Annotated in this window: 18 protein-coding genes; 11 read left to right on the plus strand and 7 right to left on the minus strand. The window is 69.9% G+C overall.

From position 1 onward, the window contains the following. The first annotated feature begins 34 nt into the window (after positions 1 to 34). The 3 genes from SNE35_RS10715 to SNE35_RS10725 all read left to right on the plus strand — a co-directional run bounded on the left by SNE35_RS10715 (position 35) and on the right by SNE35_RS10725 (position 5,020). Positions 35 to 1,576: an ammonium transporter gene (locus tag SNE35_RS10715; protein ID WP_320423153.1), complete on the plus strand. Its 1,542-nt coding sequence runs from the start codon at positions 35 to 37 to the stop codon at positions 1,574 to 1,576. 161 nt (positions 1,577 to 1,737) lie between these two features. Continuing rightward, positions 1,738 to 3,021, plus strand: a complete 1,284-nt coding sequence (gene gshA, locus SNE35_RS10720) for a glutamate--cysteine ligase (protein ID WP_320422892.1) — start codon at positions 1,738 to 1,740, stop codon at positions 3,019 to 3,021. A gap of 130 nt (positions 3,022 to 3,151) precedes the next feature. Continuing rightward, the gene (locus SNE35_RS10725) at positions 3,152 to 5,020 is read left to right on the plus strand and encodes a potassium transporter Kup (RefSeq protein WP_320422893.1); all 1,869 of its coding nucleotides are present in this window, start codon (positions 3,152 to 3,154) and stop codon (positions 5,018 to 5,020) included. A gap of 16 nt (positions 5,021 to 5,036) precedes the next feature. Here SNE35_RS10725 and SNE35_RS10730 read toward each other — a convergent pair whose 3' ends face one another. From SNE35_RS10730 to SNE35_RS10745, 4 genes are read right to left on the minus strand one after another with little or no spacing between them, the layout of a single operon-like run. Further along, positions 5,037 to 5,810, minus strand: a complete 774-nt coding sequence (locus SNE35_RS10730) for a class II glutamine amidotransferase (RefSeq protein WP_320422894.1) — start codon at positions 5,808 to 5,810, stop codon at positions 5,037 to 5,039. Positions 5,811 to 5,845: 35 nt separating this feature from the next. Beyond that, on the minus strand, positions 5,846 to 6,304 hold the full coding sequence (locus SNE35_RS10735) for a nucleoside deaminase (protein WP_320422895.1): 459 nt from the start codon (positions 6,302 to 6,304) through the stop codon (positions 5,846 to 5,848). Positions 6,305 to 6,317: 13 nt separating this feature from the next. After that, the gene (locus tag SNE35_RS10740; protein ID WP_320422896.1) at positions 6,318 to 6,947 is read right to left on the minus strand and encodes a flavin reductase family protein; all 630 of its coding nucleotides are present in this window, start codon (positions 6,945 to 6,947) and stop codon (positions 6,318 to 6,320) included. A 22-nt stretch (positions 6,948 to 6,969) separates the two neighbouring features. Beyond that, on the minus strand, positions 6,970 to 8,058 hold the full coding sequence (locus SNE35_RS10745) for a BMP family ABC transporter substrate-binding protein (RefSeq protein WP_320422897.1): 1,089 nt from the start codon (positions 8,056 to 8,058) through the stop codon (positions 6,970 to 6,972). A gap of 210 nt (positions 8,059 to 8,268) precedes the next feature. Here SNE35_RS10745 and SNE35_RS10750 point away from each other — a divergent pair, with 210 nt between their 5' ends. Further along, entirely contained in the window at positions 8,269 to 8,973 is a 705-nt protein-coding gene (locus tag SNE35_RS10750; protein WP_320422898.1) for a GntR family transcriptional regulator, read from the plus strand. Between the two features lie 38 nt (positions 8,974 to 9,011). Beyond that, the gene (locus tag SNE35_RS10755; RefSeq protein ID WP_320422899.1) at positions 9,012 to 10,193 is read left to right on the plus strand and encodes a benzoate/H(+) symporter BenE family transporter; all 1,182 of its coding nucleotides are present in this window, start codon (positions 9,012 to 9,014) and stop codon (positions 10,191 to 10,193) included. Here the strand turns inward: SNE35_RS10755 and gntK are convergent. Beyond that, positions 10,172 to 11,674, minus strand: a complete 1,503-nt coding sequence (gntK, locus tag SNE35_RS10760) for a gluconokinase (RefSeq protein WP_320422900.1) — start codon at positions 11,672 to 11,674, stop codon at positions 10,172 to 10,174. The genes SNE35_RS10755 and gntK overlap by 22 nt on opposite strands. Before the next feature lie 82 nt (positions 11,675 to 11,756). On the opposite strand from gntK, the gene gshB reads away from it, so the two are divergent. The 5 genes from gshB (at position 11,757) to SNE35_RS10785 (ending at position 18,745) form a co-directional block, all read left to right on the plus strand. Next, positions 11,757 to 12,719: a glutathione synthase gene (gene gshB / locus SNE35_RS10765; RefSeq protein WP_320423154.1), complete on the plus strand. Its 963-nt coding sequence runs from the start codon at positions 11,757 to 11,759 to the stop codon at positions 12,717 to 12,719. A gap of 5 nt (positions 12,720 to 12,724) precedes the next feature. Beyond that, on the plus strand, positions 12,725 to 14,887 hold the full coding sequence (locus SNE35_RS10770) for an FUSC family protein (RefSeq protein WP_320422901.1): 2,163 nt from the start codon (positions 12,725 to 12,727) through the stop codon (positions 14,885 to 14,887). A gap of 22 nt (positions 14,888 to 14,909) precedes the next feature. Continuing rightward, entirely contained in the window at positions 14,910 to 15,743 is an 834-nt protein-coding gene (gene fghA, locus SNE35_RS10775) for an S-formylglutathione hydrolase (RefSeq protein WP_320422902.1), read from the plus strand. 101 nt (positions 15,744 to 15,844) lie between these two features. Further along, a complete protein-coding gene (locus SNE35_RS10780) occupies positions 15,845 to 17,575 on the plus strand; it encodes a hypothetical protein (RefSeq protein ID WP_320422903.1) in 1,731 nt (576 codons plus the stop codon). 39 nt (positions 17,576 to 17,614) lie between these two features. Next, positions 17,615 to 18,745, plus strand: a complete 1,131-nt coding sequence (locus SNE35_RS10785; RefSeq protein WP_320422904.1) for a DSD1 family PLP-dependent enzyme — start codon at positions 17,615 to 17,617, stop codon at positions 18,743 to 18,745. Here SNE35_RS10785 and SNE35_RS10790 read toward each other — a convergent pair. After that, positions 18,735 to 19,505 (minus strand): sulfite exporter TauE/SafE family protein, encoded by a 771-nt coding sequence (locus SNE35_RS10790; RefSeq protein WP_320422905.1) that lies wholly within the window; start codon positions 19,503 to 19,505, stop codon positions 18,735 to 18,737. The genes SNE35_RS10785 and SNE35_RS10790 overlap by 11 nt on opposite strands. Before the next feature lie 48 nt (positions 19,506 to 19,553). Here SNE35_RS10790 and SNE35_RS10795 point away from each other — a divergent pair, with 48 nt between their 5' ends. Next, a complete protein-coding gene (locus tag SNE35_RS10795) occupies positions 19,554 to 20,426 on the plus strand; it encodes a LysR substrate-binding domain-containing protein (protein WP_320422906.1) in 873 nt (290 codons plus the stop codon). Here the strand turns inward: SNE35_RS10795 and SNE35_RS10800 are convergent. Continuing rightward, positions 20,410 to 20,886 (minus strand): hypothetical protein, encoded by a 477-nt coding sequence (locus tag SNE35_RS10800; protein ID WP_320422907.1) that lies wholly within the window; start codon positions 20,884 to 20,886, stop codon positions 20,410 to 20,412. The two genes, SNE35_RS10795 and SNE35_RS10800, sit on opposite strands and share 17 nt — an antisense overlap. Positions 20,887 to 20,911 lie beyond the last annotated feature (25 nt).

Below are 20,911 nucleotides of genomic sequence, written 5' to 3' on the forward strand. Positions count from 1 at the left end.
CAACAGACAGCCAACGGAGATCTTTTCGATCATGATGAAGAAACTTCTCGCCACACTGGCCCTGGCCGCCGCGGTGTTCGCACCGGGCGCCTGGGCGCAGGATCCGGCGGCCTCCGCCCCGGCCGACGCGCCTGCCGCGGTCGCTTCCGCGCCGGCCTCCGATGCCGCCGCTGCTGCTGCGCCGGCCGCTTCCGGTGCCGCCTCGGCGCCCGCCGACGCGGCCTCGGCCCCGCCGGCACCGGTGCCCAACAAGGGCGACACGACCTGGATGCTGCTGTCCACCCTGCTCGTCATCATGATGACGGTGCCGGGCCTGGCGCTGTTCTACGGCGGCCTGGTGCGCAGCAAGAACATGCTGTCCGTGCTGATGCAGGTGATGGTCGCCTTCTCGATGATCCTGGTGCTGTGGTGCCTGTACGGCTACAGCCTGGCCTTCACCGAGGGCAACAAGTTCATCGGCGGCACCGACCGGATCCTGATGAAGGGCATCTGGGACAACGTGGCCGGCACCTTCGCGAATGCAGCGACCTTCAGCAAGGGCGTCTACATCCCCGAGATCGTGTTCGCCTGCTTCCAGGCCACCTTCGCCGGCATCACGGCCTGCCTGATCGTCGGCGCCTTCGCCGAGCGCATCAAGTTCTCCGCCTGCCTGCTGTTCCTGGCCATCTGGTTCACGTTCAGCTACCTGCCGATCGCCCACATGGTCTGGTTCTGGGCCGGCCCGGATGCCTACACCTCGGCTGACGTGGTCGACAAGGTCAACAGCACGGCCGGCATGATCTGGCAGTGGGGCGCGCTGGACTTCGCCGGCGGCACGGTGGTGCACATCAATGCTGCTGTTGCTGGCCTGGTGGGCGCCTTCATGATCGGCAAGCGCATCGGCTACGGCAAGGAAGCCTTCACGCCGCACAGCCTGACTCTGACGATGGTCGGTGCGTCGCTGCTGTGGGTGGGCTGGTTCGGCTTCAACGCCGGCTCCGCGCTGGAAGCCAACGGCTTCGCCGCCCTGGCCTTCATCAACACGCTGATGGCCACCGCCGCCGCCGTGCTGGCCTGGTGCATCGGTGAATCGCTGCTGAAGGGCAAGGCCTCGATGCTGGGTGCCGCCTCCGGCGCTGTCGCCGGCCTGGTCGCCATCACCCCCGCTGCCGGCAACGTCGGCATCGGCGGCGGCCTGGTGATCGGCTTCATCGCCGGCTTCGCCTGCCTGTGGGGCGTGACCGGCCTGAAGAAGATCATCGGTGCGGACGACTCGCTGGACGTGTTCGGCGTGCACGGTGTCGGCGGTATCGTCGGCGCGCTGCTGACCGGTATCTTCAACAGCCCCTCGCTGGGCGGCCCGAGCGCCGTCGGCGACTGGGTGACGGCCGCGGCCGTCACGCCGGACGCCTACTCGATCGGCTCGCAGTTCATCATCCAGCTGAAGGCTGTGCTGGTGACGATCGTCTGGTCGGGCGTGGTCTCGGTGATCGCCTACAAGATCGTCGACATGACCCTGGGTCTGCGCGTCAGCGAAGATGCCGAGCGCGAAGGCCTGGACATCACCTCGCATGGCGAGACGGCTTATCACAAGTAACTAACGCTCAGCTTCGGCTGACCACCAAGGGCCGCCCTCCGGGGCGGCCTTTTCCTTTGCCGATCCGCAAATCGCACAAGACGTGCTTGCAATCATCCGGATCAACCCCAGATACGCGAACCTAGAATCGGCATAACCCACTCGCGCAGCGGCCCCCGTCCATGGTTCCTCACCTCATCACCGCACTGACCGGCCCGATCAACGAACTGGAGCAGCGCATCCTCGAATCGATGCCGGCGATCGAACGCTGGTTCCGGCTCGAATGGATGGAGCACACGCCGCCGTTCTACAGCTCGGTGGACCTGCGCAACGCCGGCTTCAAGCTGGCGCCGGTGGACACCAACCTGTTCCCCGGCGGTTTCAACAACCTGACGCCGGCGATGCTGCCGCTGGCCGTGCAGGCGGCGATGGCGGCGATCGAGAAGATCTGCCCCGAGGCCAAGAACCTGCTGCTGGTGCCCGAGAACCGCGCCCGCACCAACAGCTTCTACCTCAGCAATATCGCCACGCTGGTGCGTGTGTTCAGCCAGGCCGGCCTGAACGTGCGCCTGGGCACGCTGGACCAGGCCGTCACCGAGCCGACGCAGCTGGACCTGCCCGACGGCAGCCACCTGACCCTGGAGCCGCTGCTGCGCAACCGCGGCCGCCTGGGCCTGAAGGACTTCGATCCCTGCACGATCCTGGTCAACAACGACCTGTCGGCCGGAATTCCGCGCGTGCTGGAGCACCTGCACGAGCAGTACCTGCTGCCGCCGCTGCACGCCGGCTGGACCTTGCGGCGCAAGCACCAGCACTTCCGCGCCTACGAGGAAGTGGCCAAGAAGTTCTCCAAGCTGATGGGCATGGACCCCTGGCTGATCAACCCCGGCTTCACCCACCTGGACGGGCTCGACCTGGCCGACGGCAGCAGCATGGACGCCCTGCAGACGCAGGCCGACGCGATGCTCACCAAGGTGCGGCGCAAGTACAAGGAATACGGCATCCAGGAGAAGCCCTTCGTCGCCATCAAGCCCGACGCCGGCACCGGCGGCAAGAGCATCGTGATGGTTCGCGACGCCAAGGACCTGCCGGAGAAGATCGCCGCGCTGGGCCCGGACGCGCAAGCGGCGCTGTCGGAAGTGATCGTCCAGGAAGGCGTGCCGACCTACGAGCGCGTGCACGACGCGATGGCCGAGCCGGTCGTCTACATGATGGACCGCTACGTCGTCGGCGGCTTCTACCGCGTCCATGCCGACCGCGGCAGCGACGAGAGCCTGAAGGCCCCCGGCTCCAGCTTCGTGCCGCTGGCCTTCGCGGAATCGTCGCAGCTGCCGCGTTTCGGCGAGAAGCCCGGCGTCAGCGCGCCGAACCGCTTCTACATGTACGGCGTGATCGCGCGGCTGGCGATGCTTGCGGCCAGCTACGAGCTGGAAGCGACCGATCCGGACGCCGAGGTGTACGAGTAAGCGGCAGCTGTCATCCCCGGGGCCGCGGGGACGTGCTCTTGACGCAGTGCAGCATGCCAAGAGCACAATAGCGGGGTTTTGGCTTCAGCGGCCCCCATCCGGCCGCGCTGCTCACGTGAGTTCAACAAAAATGGCCCGCAGCCCTTCGGCGCTCGCGGGCTTGACCCTCGGTGCCCTGGGCGTCGTCTATGGCGACATCGGCACCAGCCCGCTGTACGCGCTGAAGGAAGTCTTCCACGGCGGCCACATCGAGACCTCGCAGGACAACATCCTGGGCGTGCTCTCGCTGATCTTCTGGACGATGACGATCATCGTCTCGCTGAAGTACGTGCTGCTGATCCTGCGCGCCGACAACAACGGCGAGGGCGGCCTGATCGCGATGCTGGCGCTGGCCACCAATGCGGTCAACGACAAGCCCCGGCTGCGCCGCGTGCTGATGGGCGTGGGCCTGTTTGGCACCTCCATCTTCTTCGGCGACGCGGTGATCACGCCGGCGATGACGGTGCTCGGCGCCGTCGAAGGCATCGACGTCTACGCGCCTCAGTACGACCAGATGATCATGCCGCTGACGCTGCTCGTGCTGTTCGGCCTGTTCTTCGTCCAGCGCCTGGGCACGGGCGGCATCGGCAAGGCCTTCGGGCCGGTGATGCTGGTCTGGTTCGTCGCGCTGGCGGTGCTGGGCGTGCCGCACATCGCCGAGAACCCGCACGTGTTGATTGCCGTCAACCCGATCCACGCGCTGTACTTCGTGATGGCGCACAAGATGGCTGCCTTTGTCGCGCTGGGCGCGGTGGTGCTGGTGGTGACCGGCGGCGAGGCGCTCTACGCGGACCTCGGCCACTTCGGCAAGCAGCCGATCCGCATCGCCTGGTACCTCGTCGTGATGCCGGCGCTGGTACTGAACTATTTCGGCCAGGGCGCGATGCTGCTGGACAACCCCGCGGGCGTGAAGAACCCCTTCTTCCTGCTGGCGCCCAAGTGGGCCGAGGTCCCGCTGTTCCTGCTCGCCACCTGCGCCGCCATCGTCGCCTCGCAGGCGCTGATCACCGCGGCCTTCTCGGTCACCAAGCAGGCGGTGCAACTGGGCATCCTGCCGCGCATGCGCATCCTGCACACCAGCGTGCGCGACATCGGCCAGATCTACGTGCCCTTCATCAACTGGGGCCTGTTCGCCTTCATCGTGCTGGCGGTCGCCTTCTTCGGCTCCAGCAGCCGGCTGGCCGGCGCCTACGGCATCGCGGTGACGATCGACATGACGATCACCACGGTGATGACCTTCTTCGTGATCCGCTTCGGCTGGAAGTACCCGCTGGTGCCCTGCATCCTGATCACCGGCTTCTTCTTCCTGATCGACTTCACCTTCCTCGCGTCCAACCTGCTGAAGCTGATCGCCGGCGGCTGGTTCCCGCTGCTGATCGGCATCGGCATGTTCACGATCATGCTGACCTGGAAACAGGGCCGCAAACAGCTGCACGACAAGCTGCGCGAGGACTCGATCGAGCTGCGCGACTTCCTCTCCGCCGTGTTCGTCAACCCGCCGCTGCGCGTGCCCGGCACGGCCGTTTTCCTGACGGCGGATGCCGGCGTCACGCCCAACGCGCTGCTGCACAACCTCAAGCACAACAAGGTGCTGCACGAGCAGAACCTGTTCGTCACCGTCAAGCACCACGAGGTGCCCTGGGTCGGCTTCGAGCGCCGCGTGTCCGTCGAGGCGCTGGGCAACGACTGCTGGGCCGTGGCCCTGCACTTCGGCTTCAAGAACGAGCCCGACGTGCCCGAGGCGCTACGCCTGCTGGAAGCGCGCGGCGTCCAGCTGGACGACATGGAGACCAGCTATTTCCTGTCGCGCGACATCGTGATCCCGACGGTCGGCACCGGCATGGCCCTGTGGCGCGAAAAGCTCTTCGCCAGCATGCACCGCAACGCCGCCGCCGCGGCGGACTTCCTGCACCTGCCGACCAACCGGATCGTGGAGCTGGGGTCGAAGGTCGAGATCTGAAGCGGGACGCCGGCGCTCAGTTCAGCCGATAGCTCCGATGCCCCTGCGCATCGACCCGCACTACCGTCCCCGGCTCGATCGCTTCCCAGCCTTCCTGCTCGTCCCCGAGCGGCTCCGAGGCCACGACCTGGCCGCCTGATTCCGGCCGCGGATGCAGGTACAGCGTGGGCGCCAGCTTGTCACTGGAGAAGCGGAAGGCGTGCAGTTGCTGGCCGTCGGCCAGCGCGGCGGCGAAGCGCAGCGGCTCGTGGACGTGCAGCACCTGCATCATCGCCAGCGTCTCGTTGAGCACCTGGCCGACCGCGTCGGGCACCGTCTCGCCGCGCTCGATGCGGTCGATGATCATCAGGAACAGCAGTTCCGAATCGGTGGCGCCGCGGCGCACCGCGTACAGGTGGTCGGGCAGGCGCTGCTCCATCGTGCGGCGCAGCTGGTTGTAGCCACCGATCTGGCCGTTGTGCATGAAGAGATACGGGCCGTAGTGGAACGGGTGGCAGTTCTGCCGCGCGATGCCGGTGCCGGTGGCGGCGCGTACATGGGCGAAGAACAGTGGCGAGCGGACGCTGGCGCAGATGCCCAGCAGGTTCTCGTCGGACCAGGCCGGCATCACCTCGCGATAGACGCCCGGCAGCGGGCGCTCGCCGTACCAGCCGATGCCGAAGCCGTCGCCGTTGGTGACGACCTTGGCTTCCTCGGCGCGCAGCGATTGCCGCACCAGCGAATGGCGCGGCTTGCAGATCAGTTCATCCAGGAAGATCGGTTCGCCCATGTAGGCGAGCAGGCGGCACATGCGGCGATTCTGCGCTGCGCCGTGTGCACCGGCAATCAGCCCTTGTCCTGGAGCACGGCGACAGCCTCGGCGCCCAGCAGCGGCCCTTCGACGCTCACGACCGGCGCGGCCCTCGCCAGCACGTCCGCGCAGCGCGCACCCAGCGAGGCGCCGCCCAGCGCCGCATCGATCTCCGGCGTCGACGCAGCGTAGACGACACGGGTGATGCCGGCCCAGAACATCGCACCCGAGCACATCGCGCAGGGCTCGCCGCTGGCGTAGACGGTGGCGCCGGCCAGCGCGGCGTCTCCCAGCGTTCGTTGCGCCTCGCGCACCAGCACCAGCTCCGCATGGCCGGTGCAGTCCCGGGTCGTGACCTGGTTGTTCATGGCGGTCATCAGGGCGCGGCCGTCGGGTGCGGCCAGCACCGCGCCGAAGGGCATGTCGCCGCGCTCGCGCGCCTGGCGGGAGGCGGCGATGGCCGTGCGCATGTGCAACTGATCCTGTTCGTTCATGGTCGGGTTTCCTTCAGATCTCGTCGATGGCCGTGTGGCCGGCGGCGCCGTTCTCCATCGAGAAGCGATCGCGCGAGCGAATGTAGAAGCTCGCGCCGAAGCGTGCCACCGGGAAGTAGTCCTGCAGCCGCACGCGCCAGCGTTCGGTGTCGATCAGGCCCTCGCGCGCATGCAGGCCGACGACGCGGCCGAAGAACACGTAGCGGCTCTCGTTCGTCAGCGTCTCGTGCAGCAGGCATTCGAAGGCGACCGGCGCCTCGGCGATCGACGGCACGGCGATGTGGCGCGAGGCTCGCAACGAGAGCCCGGTGTGCGTCACCTCGCTCTCATGCGGCTCCAGCGATTCGCCGCAGGCATGCATCTGCGCGGCGATCGCCTCGTCTGCCAGGTGCACGACGAACTCGCCGCTGCGCAGGATGTTGGCCGCCGTGTCCTTCAGCCGGCCCTGCGCGTTGGCGCGGTTGATGCTGATCATCACCAGCGGCGGGTCTTCGCCGACCATGTTGAACATCGAGAACGGCGCGGCATTGACGACGCCGGTCTCGCCCAGCGTCGTCACCAGCGCGATGGGCCGCGGCACGATCAGGCTGGCCATCAGCTTGTAGCGCTGGTAGGCGCTCAGTTCTCCGAAATCGATGTCCATCGGCTCTCCTCGTTGGCCCAGGTCAGGGCTGTTTGCCGACGATGCCGTCGACGTACCACTTCATCTGCCACAGATCGGCCTCGGGCAGCACCTGGCCCGAGGCGATGCGCGGCTTGCCGCCTTGCTCGGCGATCGGGCCGGCGAAGGGGTGGAACTTGCCTGCCACGATGGCACCGCGCCGGTCCTCGAACTGCGGCAGCACCTCCTTCGGCACCGAGGGCCCCAGCGCGGCGAGCTTGACGATGCCTTCCTTCATGCCCCACTTGGTGTCCTCGGGCTTCCACTGGCCGGCCAGTCGCTGGCGCACCTTGTGCACGTAGTAGACGCCCCAGTTCAGCGTGTTGGCCGAAAGCTGCGCGTTCGGGCCGAAGCGGGCCATGTCCGAATCCTGGCCGATCGCCCACAGGCCCTTGCTCTGGGCGAGCTGCACGATGGCCGGCGAGTCGGTGTTCTGGTACATCACGTCGGCGCCCTGGTTCATCAGGGCCAGCGCGGCGTCGCGCTCCTTCGGCGGGTCGTACCAGGAGTTGATCCAGACGACGCGGGCGCTCGCCTTCGGGTTCACGGCGCGCGCGCCGAGCACGAAGGCGTTCAGGTTGCGGATCACCTCGGGGATAGGGAAGGGCGCCACATAGCCCAGGGTGTTGGACTTCGTGCGCTTGCCCGCCAGCATGCCGACGAGATAGGCGCCCTCGTAGAAGCGGGTCTGGTAGATGCCGACGTTCGCCGCGGTCTTGTAGCCGGAGCAGTGCTCGAAGGCCACGTCAGGATAGTCCGCCGCGACGCGGATCGTCGGGTCCATGAAGCCGAACGAGGTCGTGAAGATCATCGTGCAGCCGTCGTCCGCCAACTGGCGGATCACGCGCTCGGCGTCCGGCCCCTCGGGCACGTTCTCCACGAACACGGTCTTCACCTTCGGACCGAACTCGGCCTCGACCATCTTGCGGCCGAGGTCGTGCTGGTAGGTCCAGCCGACGTCGGCGACCGGGCCGGAGTAGATGAAGCCGATCTTCAGCGGCGCCTGGGCGGCACGAACGAGCGAACCCGTGCCCAGGGCGGCGGCGCCCAGGCCGAGACCGGCGGCGTGATGGATGAACTGACGGCGTTGCATGGTGGCGATGCTCCAGAGGTGTGTGACCGGACGAATCGATCAAGTACGCACGATCTGGAAAATCTTGTATACGTGATCTTATCAATCTTGGATGCAAAACGCATGCCTGCGGTTTGAGCAGAAAAGTCCCGCCTGGCGTTCACCGATGGCGCATCGACGCACCGCCGCCGTGCGCGCTGTGCCCCACAAGCGATCTGGTATACCTGCGCAATGAGTCTTTCCAAGAAAGCCGATGGCGCCTACCTCGGCCTGCGCCGTGCGATCGTCGAGCACGCACTGCAGCCCGGCACCCGCCTGCCCGAAGACAAGCTGGCCGAGCAGTTCGGCGTCAGCCGCACGCTGGTGCGCGCGGCGCTGGCGCGGCTGGCCGCGGACGGCCTGGTCGAGATCGGCAACAAGCGCACGGCCACCGTCGCCCGCCCCAGCCTGGAGGAGGCCCGCGCCGTGTTCGAGATGCGCCGCTGCCTGGAGGCGGAGGCCGTGCGGCTGGTGATCGCCAAGTGGAAGCCGGCGTTCGCCTCGGTGCTGGAGGCGCACGTCAAGGAGGAGCGCGCCGCCGCGGCCGCGAACCGGCCCACCGCCTCGATCCGGCTCGCCGGGGAGTTCCACGTCAAGCTGGCCGAAATGGCCGGCAACCCGCTGCTGCGCCGCTACCTGGACGAGGTGGCGACGCGCTGCTCGCTGATCCTCGCCGTGCACGGCCGGCCGCATTCGTCGGAGTGCGCGGTCAACGAGCATCGCGACCTGATCGCCGCGCTGCGCCGGGGCGATGCGGAAAAGGCCGTGGCGCTGATGGACGCGCACCTCGCCGGCATCGAGGAGCGGGCGCTGCTACCGGCGGAGGAGGCCGCCGACGAAGACCCGCTGGCGCGCATCCTCGCGCCCTACGCCCAGCAGGCCTCGGGGGACGTCTGATGGGAGGCTGAGCCGGCGGCTGCCGATATGCTGGCGGCATGACCACCGCTGCCAAGCCTTCGCCCCTCCAGGCCCTGTCCCTGTCCACCGTCGTCGCCGGCTTTGTCGCCGTGCTGGTCGGCTTCACCAGCTCCGTCGCCATCGTCTTCCAGGCCGCCCAGGCGCTGGGCGCCACGCCGGCGCAGACCAGCTCCTGGCTGTGGGCGCTGGGTATCGGCATGGGCCTGACGAGCCTGGGCCTGTCGCTGTGGACGCGCCAGCCGGTGCTGACGGCATGGTCCACGCCCGGCGCGGCGCTGCTGGCCGGCAGCCATGGCGTGACGATGCCGCTGGCCGTCGGCGCCTTCATCGCCTGCGGCGCGCTGATCGTGCTGTTCGGGGCGACGCGCTGGTTCGAGAAGGTGATGGACAAGATCCCGATGGCTGTGGCCTCGGCGCTGCTGGCCGGCGTGCTGACCCGCTTCGGGCTCGATGCCGTGCTGCAGGTGAAGACCGCGCCCGAGCTGGTGCTGGCGATGGCGCTGGCCTACCTGCTGGGCAAGCGGCTATGGCCGCGCTATGCGGTGCCGGGCGTGCTGGTGGCCGGCATCGCGGTGGCGGCGCTGCAGGGCCGGCTGCAGATGGGCGCGGTGGACTGGTCCTGGGCGCGGCCGGTGTGGACGACGCCCGAGTTCAGCGTCGGCACCTTGATCGGCGTCGCGCTGCCGCTGTTCCTCGTCACGATGGCTTCGCAGAACCTGCCGGGCGTGGCCGCACAGCGCGCCTCGGGCTACCAGACGCCGGTGTCCGCATCGCTGACGGTGACGGGTCTTGCCTCGGTGCTGCTGGCGCCCTTCGGCGGCTATGCGTTCAACCTGGCGGCGATCACCGCGGCGATCTGCATGGGCCGCGAGGCGCATGAGGATCCGGCCCGGCGCTACATGGCCTCGGTGATGGCCGGGGTCTTCTACATCGCGATCGGCCTGGCCGGCGGCGCCGTGGTCGGTCTGCTGAATGCCTTCCCGCACGAGCTGGTCGCCGCCATCGCCGGCCTGGCGCTGATGGGCACGATCGCCGGCGGGCTCTCCGCCGCGCTGAAGGAGGAGCAGCACCGCGACGCGGCGATTCTGACCTTCCTCGTCACCCTGTCCGGCGTGTCGATGCTGGGTATCGGCTCCGCCTTCTGGGGCGTCGTCGCGGGCAGCGTGGCGCTGCTGGTTCAGCGCCTGGGCCGGCGCTGAAATTCGGCCAGTTGGCGGTACTGTTCGCCGAGCTGGCGCGGCAGCGCGTCGAAGATCGGGATCAGCTGGCGGTAGACCTCGGCATCCGCCGCCACCGGCTCGTGCCGATGCGTGGCGCCGACCATCGCGTTCACCGCGTCCAGCGACTCGATGCGGCCCAGCGCGTACAGCCCCAGCACCGCGGCACCGAGGCAGGAGCTTTCGAAGCTCTCGGGCACGACCACTTCGCGGTCGAACACATCGGCCATCATCTGCCGCCACAGACCCGAGCGGGCGAAGCCGCCGGTCGCCTTGATCTGCCGCGCCGGGCCGACCAGCGATTCCACCGCCGGCAGCAGCCCGCGCAGGTTCAGCATCACGCCCTCCAGCGCGGAGCGGACCATGTGCGCCCGGCCGTGCTGCAGCCCGAGGCCGAACCAGGAGCCGCGCAGGTCTGCATTCCACAGCGGCGCGCGCTCGCCGGCCAGGAAGGGGTGGAACAGCAGGCCCTCGCTGCCGGCCGGCACGCGCTCGGCGATGCGGGTCAGCTCGTCGTACGAGACCTCGCCGCTGCCCAGCAGCTCGTCGCGGATCCAGCGCAGCACGATGCCGCCGTTGTTGACCGGCCCGCCGACGACCCACAGCCGCTCGGTCAGCGCGTAGCAGAAGGTGCGGGCGGACGGGTCGGTCACCGGCCGGTCGACCACCGCGCGCATCGCGCCGCTGGTGCCGATCGTCACCGCCACCTCGCCCGGCGCGATCGCGCCGACGCCGAGGTTGGACAGCACGCCGTCGTTGGCGCCGATGACGACCGGCGTGCCGGTGGGCAGGAAGCCGAGGTCCGGCAAGGGCAGCCGGTGCGCCGTCGGCACCAGCCGGGACAGTTGTTCGCGGCGGATGCCGGCCACGGCCAGCGCCTCCTCGTCCCAGTCCCGCTTTTCCAGATTGAAGAGGCCGGTGGCCGAAGCGATCGAGTGGTCGACGAGCCATTCGCCGAACAGCCGGTGGAACACGAACTCCTTGATCCCGACGAAGCGCGCCGCCTGAGCGAACACCGCCGGCCGTTCCTCGCGCAGCCAGCACAGCTTGGCCAGCGGCGACATCGGGTGGATCGGTGTACCGGTGCGGCGGTACAGGCCCGCGCCAGCGGTGCTCGCCTTGAGGCGCGCGGCCTGCGCGGCGGCGCGGTTGTCGGCCCAGGTGATGCTGGCCGTCAGCGGGCGGCCCTGCGCATCGACGGCGATCAGGCTGTGCATCGCCGCGCTGAAGCTCAGGCAGACGAACTCCGGCGATGTCACCGGGCATTGAGTAACGCTGACTTTCAGCGCGTCCAGCACGGCGGCGAAGATCAGCTCCGGATCCTGCTCCGCCGCATCCGGCTCCGGGCGCAGCAGCGGGTATTCGACCGTGTGGTGGGAGACCGGCTTGCCGTCCAGCGTGAAGACGACCGCCTTGGTGCTGGTGGTGCCGATGTCGACACCGATCATCATCAATGCAGGCATGGCGCCATTAGACCCTGGCCGTCGCCCGCGGCCGCAATTGATGCAACACTTGCGGCCAAACCCGAGGATGCCTCCGATGACCATGAAACTGCTGTTCGTTGCCGACCCGCTCGAGTCCTTCAAGACCTACAAGGACACCACCTTCTCGATGATGCGGGAGGCCGCCCGCCGGGGCCACGTGCTGTGGGCCTGCCATCCGGCCGATCTGGTCTGGCAGACCGGCGGCAAGGTCACGGCCCGGGGCGCGCGCCGGGTCTCGCTGACCGGCCGCGAAGGTGACGGCCACGGCGGCGACTGGTTCACGGTGGAGGAAAGCGCCGACCTGGTGCTGGCCACAGTGGATGCGGTGCTGATGCGCAAGGATCCGCCCTTCGACAGCGAGTTCTTCTACGCCACCCACCTGCTGGGCCAGGCCGAGCGCGAGGGCGCCAAGGTGTTCAACAAGCCGGCGGCGCTGCGCGACCACCCGGAAAAGCTCGCCATCATGGAGTTCCCGCAGTTCACCTCGCCGACGCTGGTGACCCGCAGCGACGCCGCGATCCGCGCCTTCCACGCCGAGCACCGCGACATCATCCTCAAGCCGCTGGACGGCATGGGCGGCATGGGCATCTTCCGCGTTGGGCCGGACGGCCTGAACCTGGGCTCCATCATCGAGACGCTCAACAAGGGCGGCGCCGAGACCGTCATGGTCCAGCGCTACGTGCCCGAGATCAAGGACGGCGACAAGCGCGTGCTGGTGATCGGCGGCAAGCCTGTGCCCTTCTGCCTGGCGCGCATCCCGCAGGGCAGCGAGATCCGCGGCAACCTCGCTGCCGGCGGCAAGGGCGTGGCCCGGCCGCTCACCGAGCGCGACCTGGAGATCGCCGAAACGCTGGGCCCGATCCTCGCCGCGCGCGGCCTGCTGCTGGTGGGCCTGGACGTGATCGGCGACGTGCTGACCGAGGTCAACGTGACCAGCCCGACCTGCTTCCAGGAGATCACCGACCAGACCGGCTTCGACGTCCCGAAGATGTTCATCGACGCATTGGAAGAGGCGCTGCGCTGAACGTGATGCGGCCGTCGCGCTTCGTCCTCGGCCTCTCGGCCACCCAGATCAACGGCCTCAGCGTCGCGCTGGGCGTGCTGCTGATCCAGACCGGCTTCAGCGCGCTGGCCGGCCCGCTGACGGCCGCTGCGGCGATCAGCGGTGCCGTCTGCACCAGCCTGCCGGATCTGCCCAACCCGCCCAGCCGCTGCTGGCCGCGGCTGGTGCCCGCGATGGTCGCCACGGCGCTGGTGACCTTGCTGGTGGGGCTGTGCCGGGCCTCGCCGGCGGCGATGACGGTGCTGATCGCCGCTGTCGCCTTCTTGAGCCTGATGGCGATGGCCTGGGGCCTGCGCGCCGGGCCGCTGTCCTTCTCGCCGGTGCTGGCGCTGATCTTCGCGATGGCCTGGGGCGTGCCCGATTCGAAGCTCGATGCCTTCGAGCATGCCGGCTGGGTGCTGGGCGGGGCGCTGACCTACGCGCTCTGGGCCCGCCTCACCGCCCAGGTGCTGCGGCGCCGCTACCGCGAGCTGGCGCTGGCCACCGCGATGCGGGCTTGCGCCCAGCGCCTGCGCTCGCGCGCCGCGCGCATCGCCGGCGAGGTGCCGGTCGAGGAGCAGACGACGCGCTCCTCGATCGCCGACGACGTGCTGTTCGCCGACGCGCTGCAGGCCGCCCGCGACCACATCTTCGCCGCGCGCCCGTCCCCTCATGCGCGCCGCCAGGTCGATCTGCTGCTGGGCCTGATCGAGCTGCGCGACCTGCTGCTGGCCAGCCGGCTCGACACCGAGCACCTCGGCGACGACGTGGCGGGCCTGGGCTGGCGCGGCACGCTGGCCACGACGCAGCGCCGCCTCGCCTATGCGCTCGACGGCCTTGCCGACGCCACCGACCGCGGCGCGGAGCCGCCGCAGCTCTCGGCCGCGCTGTGGCGCCGCGAGCTGGCGCAACGGCTGGCGGCCGTGGACGCGAACGTCGACGACGAGGACCCGCGCCGCCACCTGATCCAGGCGCTGCAGGGCCGGCTCGGCTACATGCTGGACGACGTCGCCGCGATGACCGCGCGCCTGTCGGCGCCTGACCGCAGCGACGACGCCGGCGTCTTCTCGCCCGAACAGCTGCGCCAGTTCGTCTCGCCCGAGGGCTGGCCACTGGCTGCGCTGAAGGCTCACCTGACCCTGGACTCCAGCGTGCTGCGCCACGCGATCCGCTTCACGCTGGCGCTGTCGGTGGCTTACGTGATCGGCCACTGGATGCCCTGGCACGCGCACCCGCACTGGCTGGTGCTGAGCGTGGCCGTGGTCCTGCGCGGCAACCTGGAGCAGACGCTGTCGCGCCGCAACCAGCGGATCATCGGTACGGTGATCGGCTGCTTCGTCGTGATGGCGCTGGCGCAGCTCCATGACGACCCCAAGCTGCTGGGCCTGATCTTCGTAGGCGCCGTCGGCACTGCCCACGCCTACGTGAACCAGCGCTACGTGGTCGCGGCCACCGGGGCCACGCTGATGGCGCTGCTGCAGCCGCTGCTGCTGGAGCCCGGCAGCCACCCGGCGGTGATGGAGCGGCTGGCCGACACCTTCGTCGGCGCGATGCTGGCCTGGGCCTTCTGCTTCGTGCTGCCCTGGTGGGAGCGGCGCTCGCTGGAACTGCTGACGCACCAGCTGCGCCGCATGCTGGTCCAGCATGCGCAGAACGTGCTGCGCTGGCAGTCCACCCGCGAGCAGGAGGTCGGCGCCCGCCTGTCGCGCCAGCAGGCCTACGCGGCGCTGGCGGCGGTGGCGAATGCCGCGCAGCGCACGCGCGTCGAGCCCTCGCACGTGCGCCTACCGGAGGCCGAGATCGAGGCGCTGCTGACTCACGGCTACCGGCTGATGGCCCTGCTGGGCATGGTGCAGCAGATGATCAACCGCCGCGTCGCCCGGCTGGACCCGGCGGTGAGCGCCGCGGCGCTGGAGGCGGCGGTGCCCGTCGTCGTCGAAGCGCTGCAGCCCGGCGAGGCCGTGCCCGCGCTGCGCACGCCCGGCTCCGCCCTGTCGTCCGACTGGCCGGAGCATGGCCAGCAAGATCTGACCCCCTGGCTGCAGCGCCGCTTGCAGCTGTGCGGCCGCGAGGCGGCGATGCTCGCCAATGCGGTCAACCGCCTGCTGGCCAGCGACGCGCCGGGCAAGGCTTATGCTGCGCAGCTCTGACAGCTGCGAGGAGTTGAAGACCATGGAACTACTGAGCCAACACGGCGCCTTCGGCGGCTGGCAGCGCTTCTACCGGCACGAGTCGACCGAGATCGGCCTGCCGATGAAATTCGCGCTGTTCCTGCCGCCCGAGCCCAAGGCGCTGCTGGTCTATCTGGCCGGCCTGACTTGCACCGAGGAGACCTTCACGATGAAGGCCGGCGCGCAGCAGATGGCGGCCGAGCTGGGACTGGCCCTGCTGATGCCCGACACCAGCCCGCGCGGCGCCAATGCGCCGGGCGAGGCGGACGCCTGGGACTTCGGCGTCGGTGCCGGCTTCTACCTGGATGCCACGCAAGAACCCTGGGCCAAGCACTGGCGCATGGAGAGCTACCTGATGTACGAGCTGCTGCCGCTGGTGCAGCGCGAGTTCTCGCTGCCGGCGGAGCGCACCGGCATCTTTGGCCACTCGATGGGCGGCCATGGTGCGCTGACCCTGGCGCTGCGGCATCCGGGCGTGTTCCGCTCGCTGTCCGCCTTCGCGCCGATCTGCGCGCCGATGCAGTGCCCCTGGGGCGTCAAGGCCTTCACCGGCTACCTGGGCGAGGACCGCGATGCCTGGCCCGCCCACGACGCCAGCGCGCTGATGCAGGCGCAGGCCAGCGTGCCCTATCCGGGCGGCATCCTGGTCGACCAGGGCCTGGCTGACAAGTTTCTGGTCGAGCAGCTGCACCCGGCCGCCTTCGAGGAAGCCTGCTCGCTCGTCGGCCAGCCGCTGACCCTGCGCCGCCACGAGGGCTACGACCACGGCTACTACTTCATCGCCAGCTTCGTCGACGAACACCTGAAGCACCACGCGGCGCAGCTGATCGGCTGACAGCGGGATCGGGCCAGGCGCCGTCGCTTCATCGATTTTGTCTAAGTGAGCCGGGCAGGCGATGCCTGCAGCGGCGAGGGCCGGGCGATCATTTCGCCACCATGAAGCTGCCCCTCCTCGCTCCCTCCTTGCAAGCACTCGCAGCGGCGCTTGCCATCGCCGCCGCGCCGGCGCAGGCCCAGATCAACCTGGGCAATATGCTGCGCAACGCGCTCAACCCCGCCAACGCTCAGTGCCGCAGCCTGCTCGAATGGGTGCGTACCCCGCAGCCGCCGGGCACGGCGGACGCCGCGGCTGCACCTGCGCCCGGGCGTCGCATGCCGGCGGCGCCGATCGGCGGTGCAGGGCTGGACGCGCGCACCAGCTTCCTGCTGTCGGACGAGGTATTCGCCAAGCGCTTCGGCAAGACCTACGAGCAGCTGACCCTCCAGGATTTCCGCACCTTCCAGCAGCAGACGGCGCGCTTCTGCATGCAGAACGGCGAGTTCACGCCGGCCGAGTGGCAGACCGTGCAATCGCTGTGGAACGAGCAACAGCAGGCCCGCATCGTCCAGGCGCTGCAGGCGCGCCGCCAGCAGCAGGAGGCCGCCCAACGGGAGGCCGCCAGCGCCCGCGCCGAGCTGGATCAGCTGGCGGCGGAACTGGGCCAGGGCACGGCGCAGACCTTGACCCTGGCCCGACTGCAAGCCATCCGCGAGCGCAGCCGTGCGCTCTTGCCGCGCGCCGGTGCCGACGCCCAGCAGGCCTTCGAGGCCGCCTGGCAGCGCAGCACGCCGGCCCTGGTGCCGGAGCTGTTGCGCCAGCGTGCCCAGGAGGCCGTGGCCCAGGCACATGGCCCCGAACAGCTGCCCCAGCTGCTGCGGCTGCGCGAGAGCCTGGCGCAGCAGGGCGCCGGCCTCGGCGTGTCCCTGCCGGCGGACGACCCGGCCCTGCAGGCGCTGGAGCGCCGTGAGCGGGAGCTGGCCGTGGCGGCCGCTGCCGCCGAGCGCCGTCAGATCGACGGACTCCCGGACGGCCTGCCGGGCCTCGAGGCCGGTGTTCAATGGCAGCAGCGCTTCCAGTCCACCTGGAGCGGCGGCCGGCTCGCGCCGGAGCTTGCGGCGGTGCAGGAGGACTTCCGCAAGCGCCGCGAGGGCGTGCTGCAGCGCTCGGGCGCGATCCTGGTGCGCGCGGTGCAGCAGGCGACGACGATCTCGGAGGCGCAGGGCAGCGTGGGCCGCTACACGCTGCCGTCCGAGGCCAGCCTGGCCAGCGTCCAGGGCATGCGCAACGCGGTGGACGAGCGCATCCGCCTGATCGAGCGCAACGACGCGCTGGGCCGCCCCACCGCCGCCGGCGCCGCGCAGTCGGTGGCCGCCGCGCCCGCAGCACCGGCCGCAGGCGGCAACCCGGTGCGCCCCACCGCGGCAGCGGCGCCTGTCGCCGCCAGCACCGGCCCCGGCGAGCCCAGCGAGGAGGCGATGTACGACCTCGTGCGGCAGAAGTTCGAGAACGCAGCCGCGCGGGTCAAGGGCCTTTACGACCAGTGCCAGGGTGGCGGCAGCGGCGGCAATGCGATCAACGCGATGATGTGTCTGGGCATCAATCTGCAGAACGGTGTGACCGGTGGTGCGGCGGCGCAGCCGACGCGCATCGTCAAGTTCGCCAAGATCGGCTGCGAGAAGTCGCCGGCCCATCCGGGCTACAACTGCGAATACGAGATCCAGACCGACAACCCGATGAACAACCAGTTCGCCAAGATGACCGGCTTCCAGGTCGACCAGGCCGGCTTCGGCCAGGGGCGCTTCGTGCGCAACCGCGAAGGGCGCTGGCTGATGATCACCGGCGAGTAAACGCTGCCCCGGGCGGCCGGGCCTGGAAGAATGCGGGGCATGAGCACCGATTCCTTCCCCACCCTTCCGCCGGCCGCCCGTGTCGGCGACCCGCTCGAACGCATCGACACGCCGGCCCTGGTCCTCGACCTCGACGCCTTCGAGCGCAACCTCGACCTGATGCAGGCCAAGGCCCGCGCCGCCGGCGTCGCGCTGCGCCCGCATGCGAAGGCGCACAAGACGCCACAGGTCGCGCTGGCGCAGATCGCGCGCGGCGCGGTGGGCATCTGCTGCCAGAAGGTCAGCGAGGCGCTGCCCTTCCTCGAAGCCGGCGTGACGGACATCCACATCAGCAACGAGGTCGTCGGCGCGGCCAAGCTGGCGCTGCTCGCGCAGGCGGCGCGGGTGGGGCGCTTCAGCGTCTGCGTGGACGATGCCGGCCAGGTGGCCGAGCTGGCGGCGGCCTGCGCGGCGCAGGGCAGCCGGGTGGACGTGTTCGTGGAGATCAACGTTGGGCAGGACCGGTGCGGTGTTGCCGGCGCGCCCGAGGTGCTGTCGATCTTGCAAGTTATTTCAGCGCATCCGCAGCAGCTGGCCTTCAAGGGCTTGCAGGCCTATCAGGGCCGGGTCCAGCACATCCGCTCGCGCGAGGAACGCCGCGCCGCCGCGCTGGCTGCTTCGGCCCGCACCGCGGCCGTGGTCGCGGCGCTGCAGGCGGCCGGCATCGCCTGCCCGGTCGTCACCGGCGGCGGCAGCGGCAGCGTGGAGTTCGAACTGGCCGGCGGCATCTACAACGAGGTCCAGCCGGGGTCCTCTGCCTTCATGGACGCGGACTACGGCGCCAACGAGTACGGCGATGCGCTGCGCTTCGAGCACAGCCTGTTCGTGCTGGCCTCGGTGATGAGCCGCGTGGACGAGCGACAGGCGATCGTCGATGCGGGGCTGAAGTCCATGTCCGCGGAATCGGGCCTGCCGCGGGTGTGGGGCCGCCAGGGCGTCGAGTACGCGGTGATCAGCGACGAGCACGGCAACCTGCGCGGCGGCGCGCCGCTGCCGCAGCTGGGTGAGCGCGTGCTGCTGGTGCCGGGCCACTGCGACCCGACCTTCAATCTGCACGACGAACTGGTGTGCCTGCGCGGCGGCGTCGTCGAGGCGATCTGGCCGGTGGCGGCGCGCGGCCTCAGCCGTTGATCAGCATCAGCGCTCCAAGGGCCAGGAACACCGCGTAGAGGACGCGCTGAAAGGTGGCTGCGCCGAGGCGCCCGACCAGCCGGTTGCCCAGCGCGAGACCCGCGAAGGCGGCCACCACGGCCACCAGCACCTCGATGCCCGACACATCGGGCAGCCCGCTGCCCAGCCGCACTGCCAGCGCCAGCATCCCCAGCGTGAAGCTGATGCCCATCGCCTGCATCATGGCGGCCTTGTCCAGCCGCAACGCCTGCAGGTAGGGCACCATCGGCATCACGAACACGCCGGTGCCGGCGGCCAGCAGGCCCGACAGCAGGCCGGCCGCCGCGCCGATCAGCCGCGGCCCGCGCCGCATCTCCGGCAGCCGCGGCTTCGCCAATCCCCAGATGCCGTAGACCACGAGCACCCCGCCCAGCAGCTCGTGCGCGGCGGCGCCGCTGGCGCCTGAACCCAGTGCCGGCAGCGGGCTCCACAGCGTGGCGGCGACCATGCCGCACCACATCGGCCAGAGCTGCCGCAACAGCGCACGCCAGTTGCTGCCCAGGCACTGGGCGATGTTCGTCAGCAGCGAGGGCAACACCATCAGCGCCGCAGCCTTGGCCGGCGACAGCGCCGTCAGGCCCAGCAGTGCCATCGACAGGGTCGGCAGCCCCATGCCCGAGAGGCCCTTGACCAGGCCGGCGGCCAGGAAGATGGCGGCGCAGAGCAGCAGCAGCGAGTGATCCATGGCGGCATGGTCCTTGGCGGCGTCAGGGCTGTCCATCGGCGAAGGCCGTTGCTATCCTCCGCCGAAACCGAAGGATCTCCACTCGTGGCGCTGCACCGCATCGACCCCTACGACCTGCGCCTGTTCGCCGCCGTTGCCGAGGCTGGCTCGATCACTGCTGGCGCGCGGGCGATGCATCTGTCGCTGGCCGCCGCCAGCGCACGGCTGCAGAAGCTGGAGCAGGCCAGCGGTTCGCAACTGCTGAGCCGCTCCAAGCGCGGTGCCGCGCTGACCGACGCCGGCCGCACCTTGCTGCGCCACGCCGGCCTGATGCAGCGGCAGCTCGCCGCGCTGCATGCCGACATGGCCGCCCATGCGCGCGGCCTCAGCGCCACCGTGCGCCTGCTGGCGAACACCGCGGCCATCAGCGAGCACCTGCCGCCGCTGCTGGGACCCTTCCTGGCCGCGCATCCGGACATCGACATCGAGCTGAAGGACGGTGCCAGCGTCGAGCTGCTGCAGGCGCTGCGCCAGGGGCAGGCGGATCTGGCCGTCGTGTCCGACCACGTGGACCTGGTTGGCCTGCAAGCCAGCCCCTGGCGGGCGGACCGGCTGGTGGCGTTGCTGTCCGGCCGCGGCCGGCGCGCAGTGTCCTTCGCGGAATTGCTCGACCGCCCCTTCGTCGGCCTACCGCCGGACAGCGGCCTGACGCGCTTCCTGCAACGCCGCGCGCTGGACCAGGGCCGGCCGCTGCATCAGCGGATCGGCGTACGCAGCTTCGACGCGGTGGCGCGCCTGGTGGAGGAGGGCGTCGGCGTGGCGGTGATGCCGGAGGCGGCCGCACTCCGCTGGCTGCCCGCGAGGATGCACCCGCTGTCGGACGCCTGGGCCTCGCGCCGCCTGATGCTGTGCTGGGCCGATGCGCCCGGCACTGCCGTGGCGCTGCTGCGGGATGCGCTGCTTACTGCACCCGCTTGACCTTGACCTGGAAGCTGATGCCCTCGACCTTCATGAAGTAGCTGCCCAGGATGCCCGGCGTGATCGTCACGGCCGGGTCCTGCAGCGGCTTGAAGTTCGCCGGCTCGTCGTTGATCACCCAGACCTGGCCGTTGGCCAGGGTCAGCGACTGGCCGCGCCGCCACTCGGCAAGCGTGCCGACGATGCGGCTCTGCATTGCGCTGGGCTTGTTGTCCTCGGCCTTGGGCTTGGGCATCGAGACGCGGCCGAAGTCGGCGTCGGCCGCTGCTGGAGCCGGGGCTGGCGTGGCCGCCGGCGCCGCCGAGGTGTTGCGCAGCGAAGTGGCCAGCGTGTCGTAGCAGGCCAGGCGCGCGGTGGTATCCGCCAGCGTCAGGCAGCGCAGCAGCTCGGCATCGGTGCCCGCGGCTTGCGCGGCGACGGCGGCGAAACTGAGCAGGAGTGTGGGCAGCGTTTTCTTCATGGCCGGATGGTAACGAGGCTTCGGG

Origin of the sequence: Roseateles agri (assembly GCF_034043675.1) — a bacterium.
Lineage (GTDB): Bacteria > Pseudomonadota > Gammaproteobacteria > Burkholderiales > Burkholderiaceae_C > KK5.

Excerpts from the sequence above, each read along its gene's own strand:
- SNE35_RS10715 (WP_320423153.1), top strand. The coding sequence starts at position 35 with ATGAAGAAACTTCTCGCCACACTGGCCCTGGCCGCCGCGGTGTTCGCA.
- gshA (WP_320422892.1), top strand. The coding sequence starts at position 1,738 with ATGGTTCCTCACCTCATCACCGCACTGACCGGCCCGATCAACGAACTG.
- SNE35_RS10725 (WP_320422893.1), top strand. The coding sequence starts at position 3,152 with ATGGCCCGCAGCCCTTCGGCGCTCGCGGGCTTGACCCTCGGTGCCCTG.
- SNE35_RS10730 (WP_320422894.1), bottom strand. The coding sequence starts at position 5,810 with ATGTGCCGCCTGCTCGCCTACATGGGCGAACCGATCTTCCTGGATGAA.
- SNE35_RS10735 (WP_320422895.1), bottom strand. The coding sequence starts at position 6,304 with ATGAACGAACAGGATCAGTTGCACATGCGCACGGCCATCGCCGCCTCC.
- SNE35_RS10740 (WP_320422896.1), bottom strand. The coding sequence starts at position 6,947 with ATGGACATCGATTTCGGAGAACTGAGCGCCTACCAGCGCTACAAGCTG.
- SNE35_RS10745 (WP_320422897.1), bottom strand. The coding sequence starts at position 8,058 with ATGCAACGCCGTCAGTTCATCCATCACGCCGCCGGTCTCGGCCTGGGC.
- SNE35_RS10750 (WP_320422898.1), top strand. The coding sequence starts at position 8,269 with ATGAGTCTTTCCAAGAAAGCCGATGGCGCCTACCTCGGCCTGCGCCGT.
- SNE35_RS10755 (WP_320422899.1), top strand. The coding sequence starts at position 9,012 with ATGACCACCGCTGCCAAGCCTTCGCCCCTCCAGGCCCTGTCCCTGTCC.
- gntK (WP_320422900.1), bottom strand. The coding sequence starts at position 11,674 with ATGCCTGCATTGATGATGATCGGTGTCGACATCGGCACCACCAGCACC.
- gshB (WP_320423154.1), top strand. The coding sequence starts at position 11,757 with ATGAAACTGCTGTTCGTTGCCGACCCGCTCGAGTCCTTCAAGACCTAC.
- SNE35_RS10770 (WP_320422901.1), top strand. The coding sequence starts at position 12,725 with ATGCGGCCGTCGCGCTTCGTCCTCGGCCTCTCGGCCACCCAGATCAAC.
- fghA (WP_320422902.1), top strand. The coding sequence starts at position 14,910 with ATGGAACTACTGAGCCAACACGGCGCCTTCGGCGGCTGGCAGCGCTTC.
- SNE35_RS10780 (WP_320422903.1), top strand. The coding sequence starts at position 15,845 with ATGAAGCTGCCCCTCCTCGCTCCCTCCTTGCAAGCACTCGCAGCGGCG.
- SNE35_RS10785 (WP_320422904.1), top strand. The coding sequence starts at position 17,615 with ATGAGCACCGATTCCTTCCCCACCCTTCCGCCGGCCGCCCGTGTCGGC.
- SNE35_RS10790 (WP_320422905.1), bottom strand. The coding sequence starts at position 19,505 with ATGGACAGCCCTGACGCCGCCAAGGACCATGCCGCCATGGATCACTCG.
- SNE35_RS10800 (WP_320422907.1), bottom strand. The coding sequence starts at position 20,886 with ATGAAGAAAACGCTGCCCACACTCCTGCTCAGTTTCGCCGCCGTCGCC.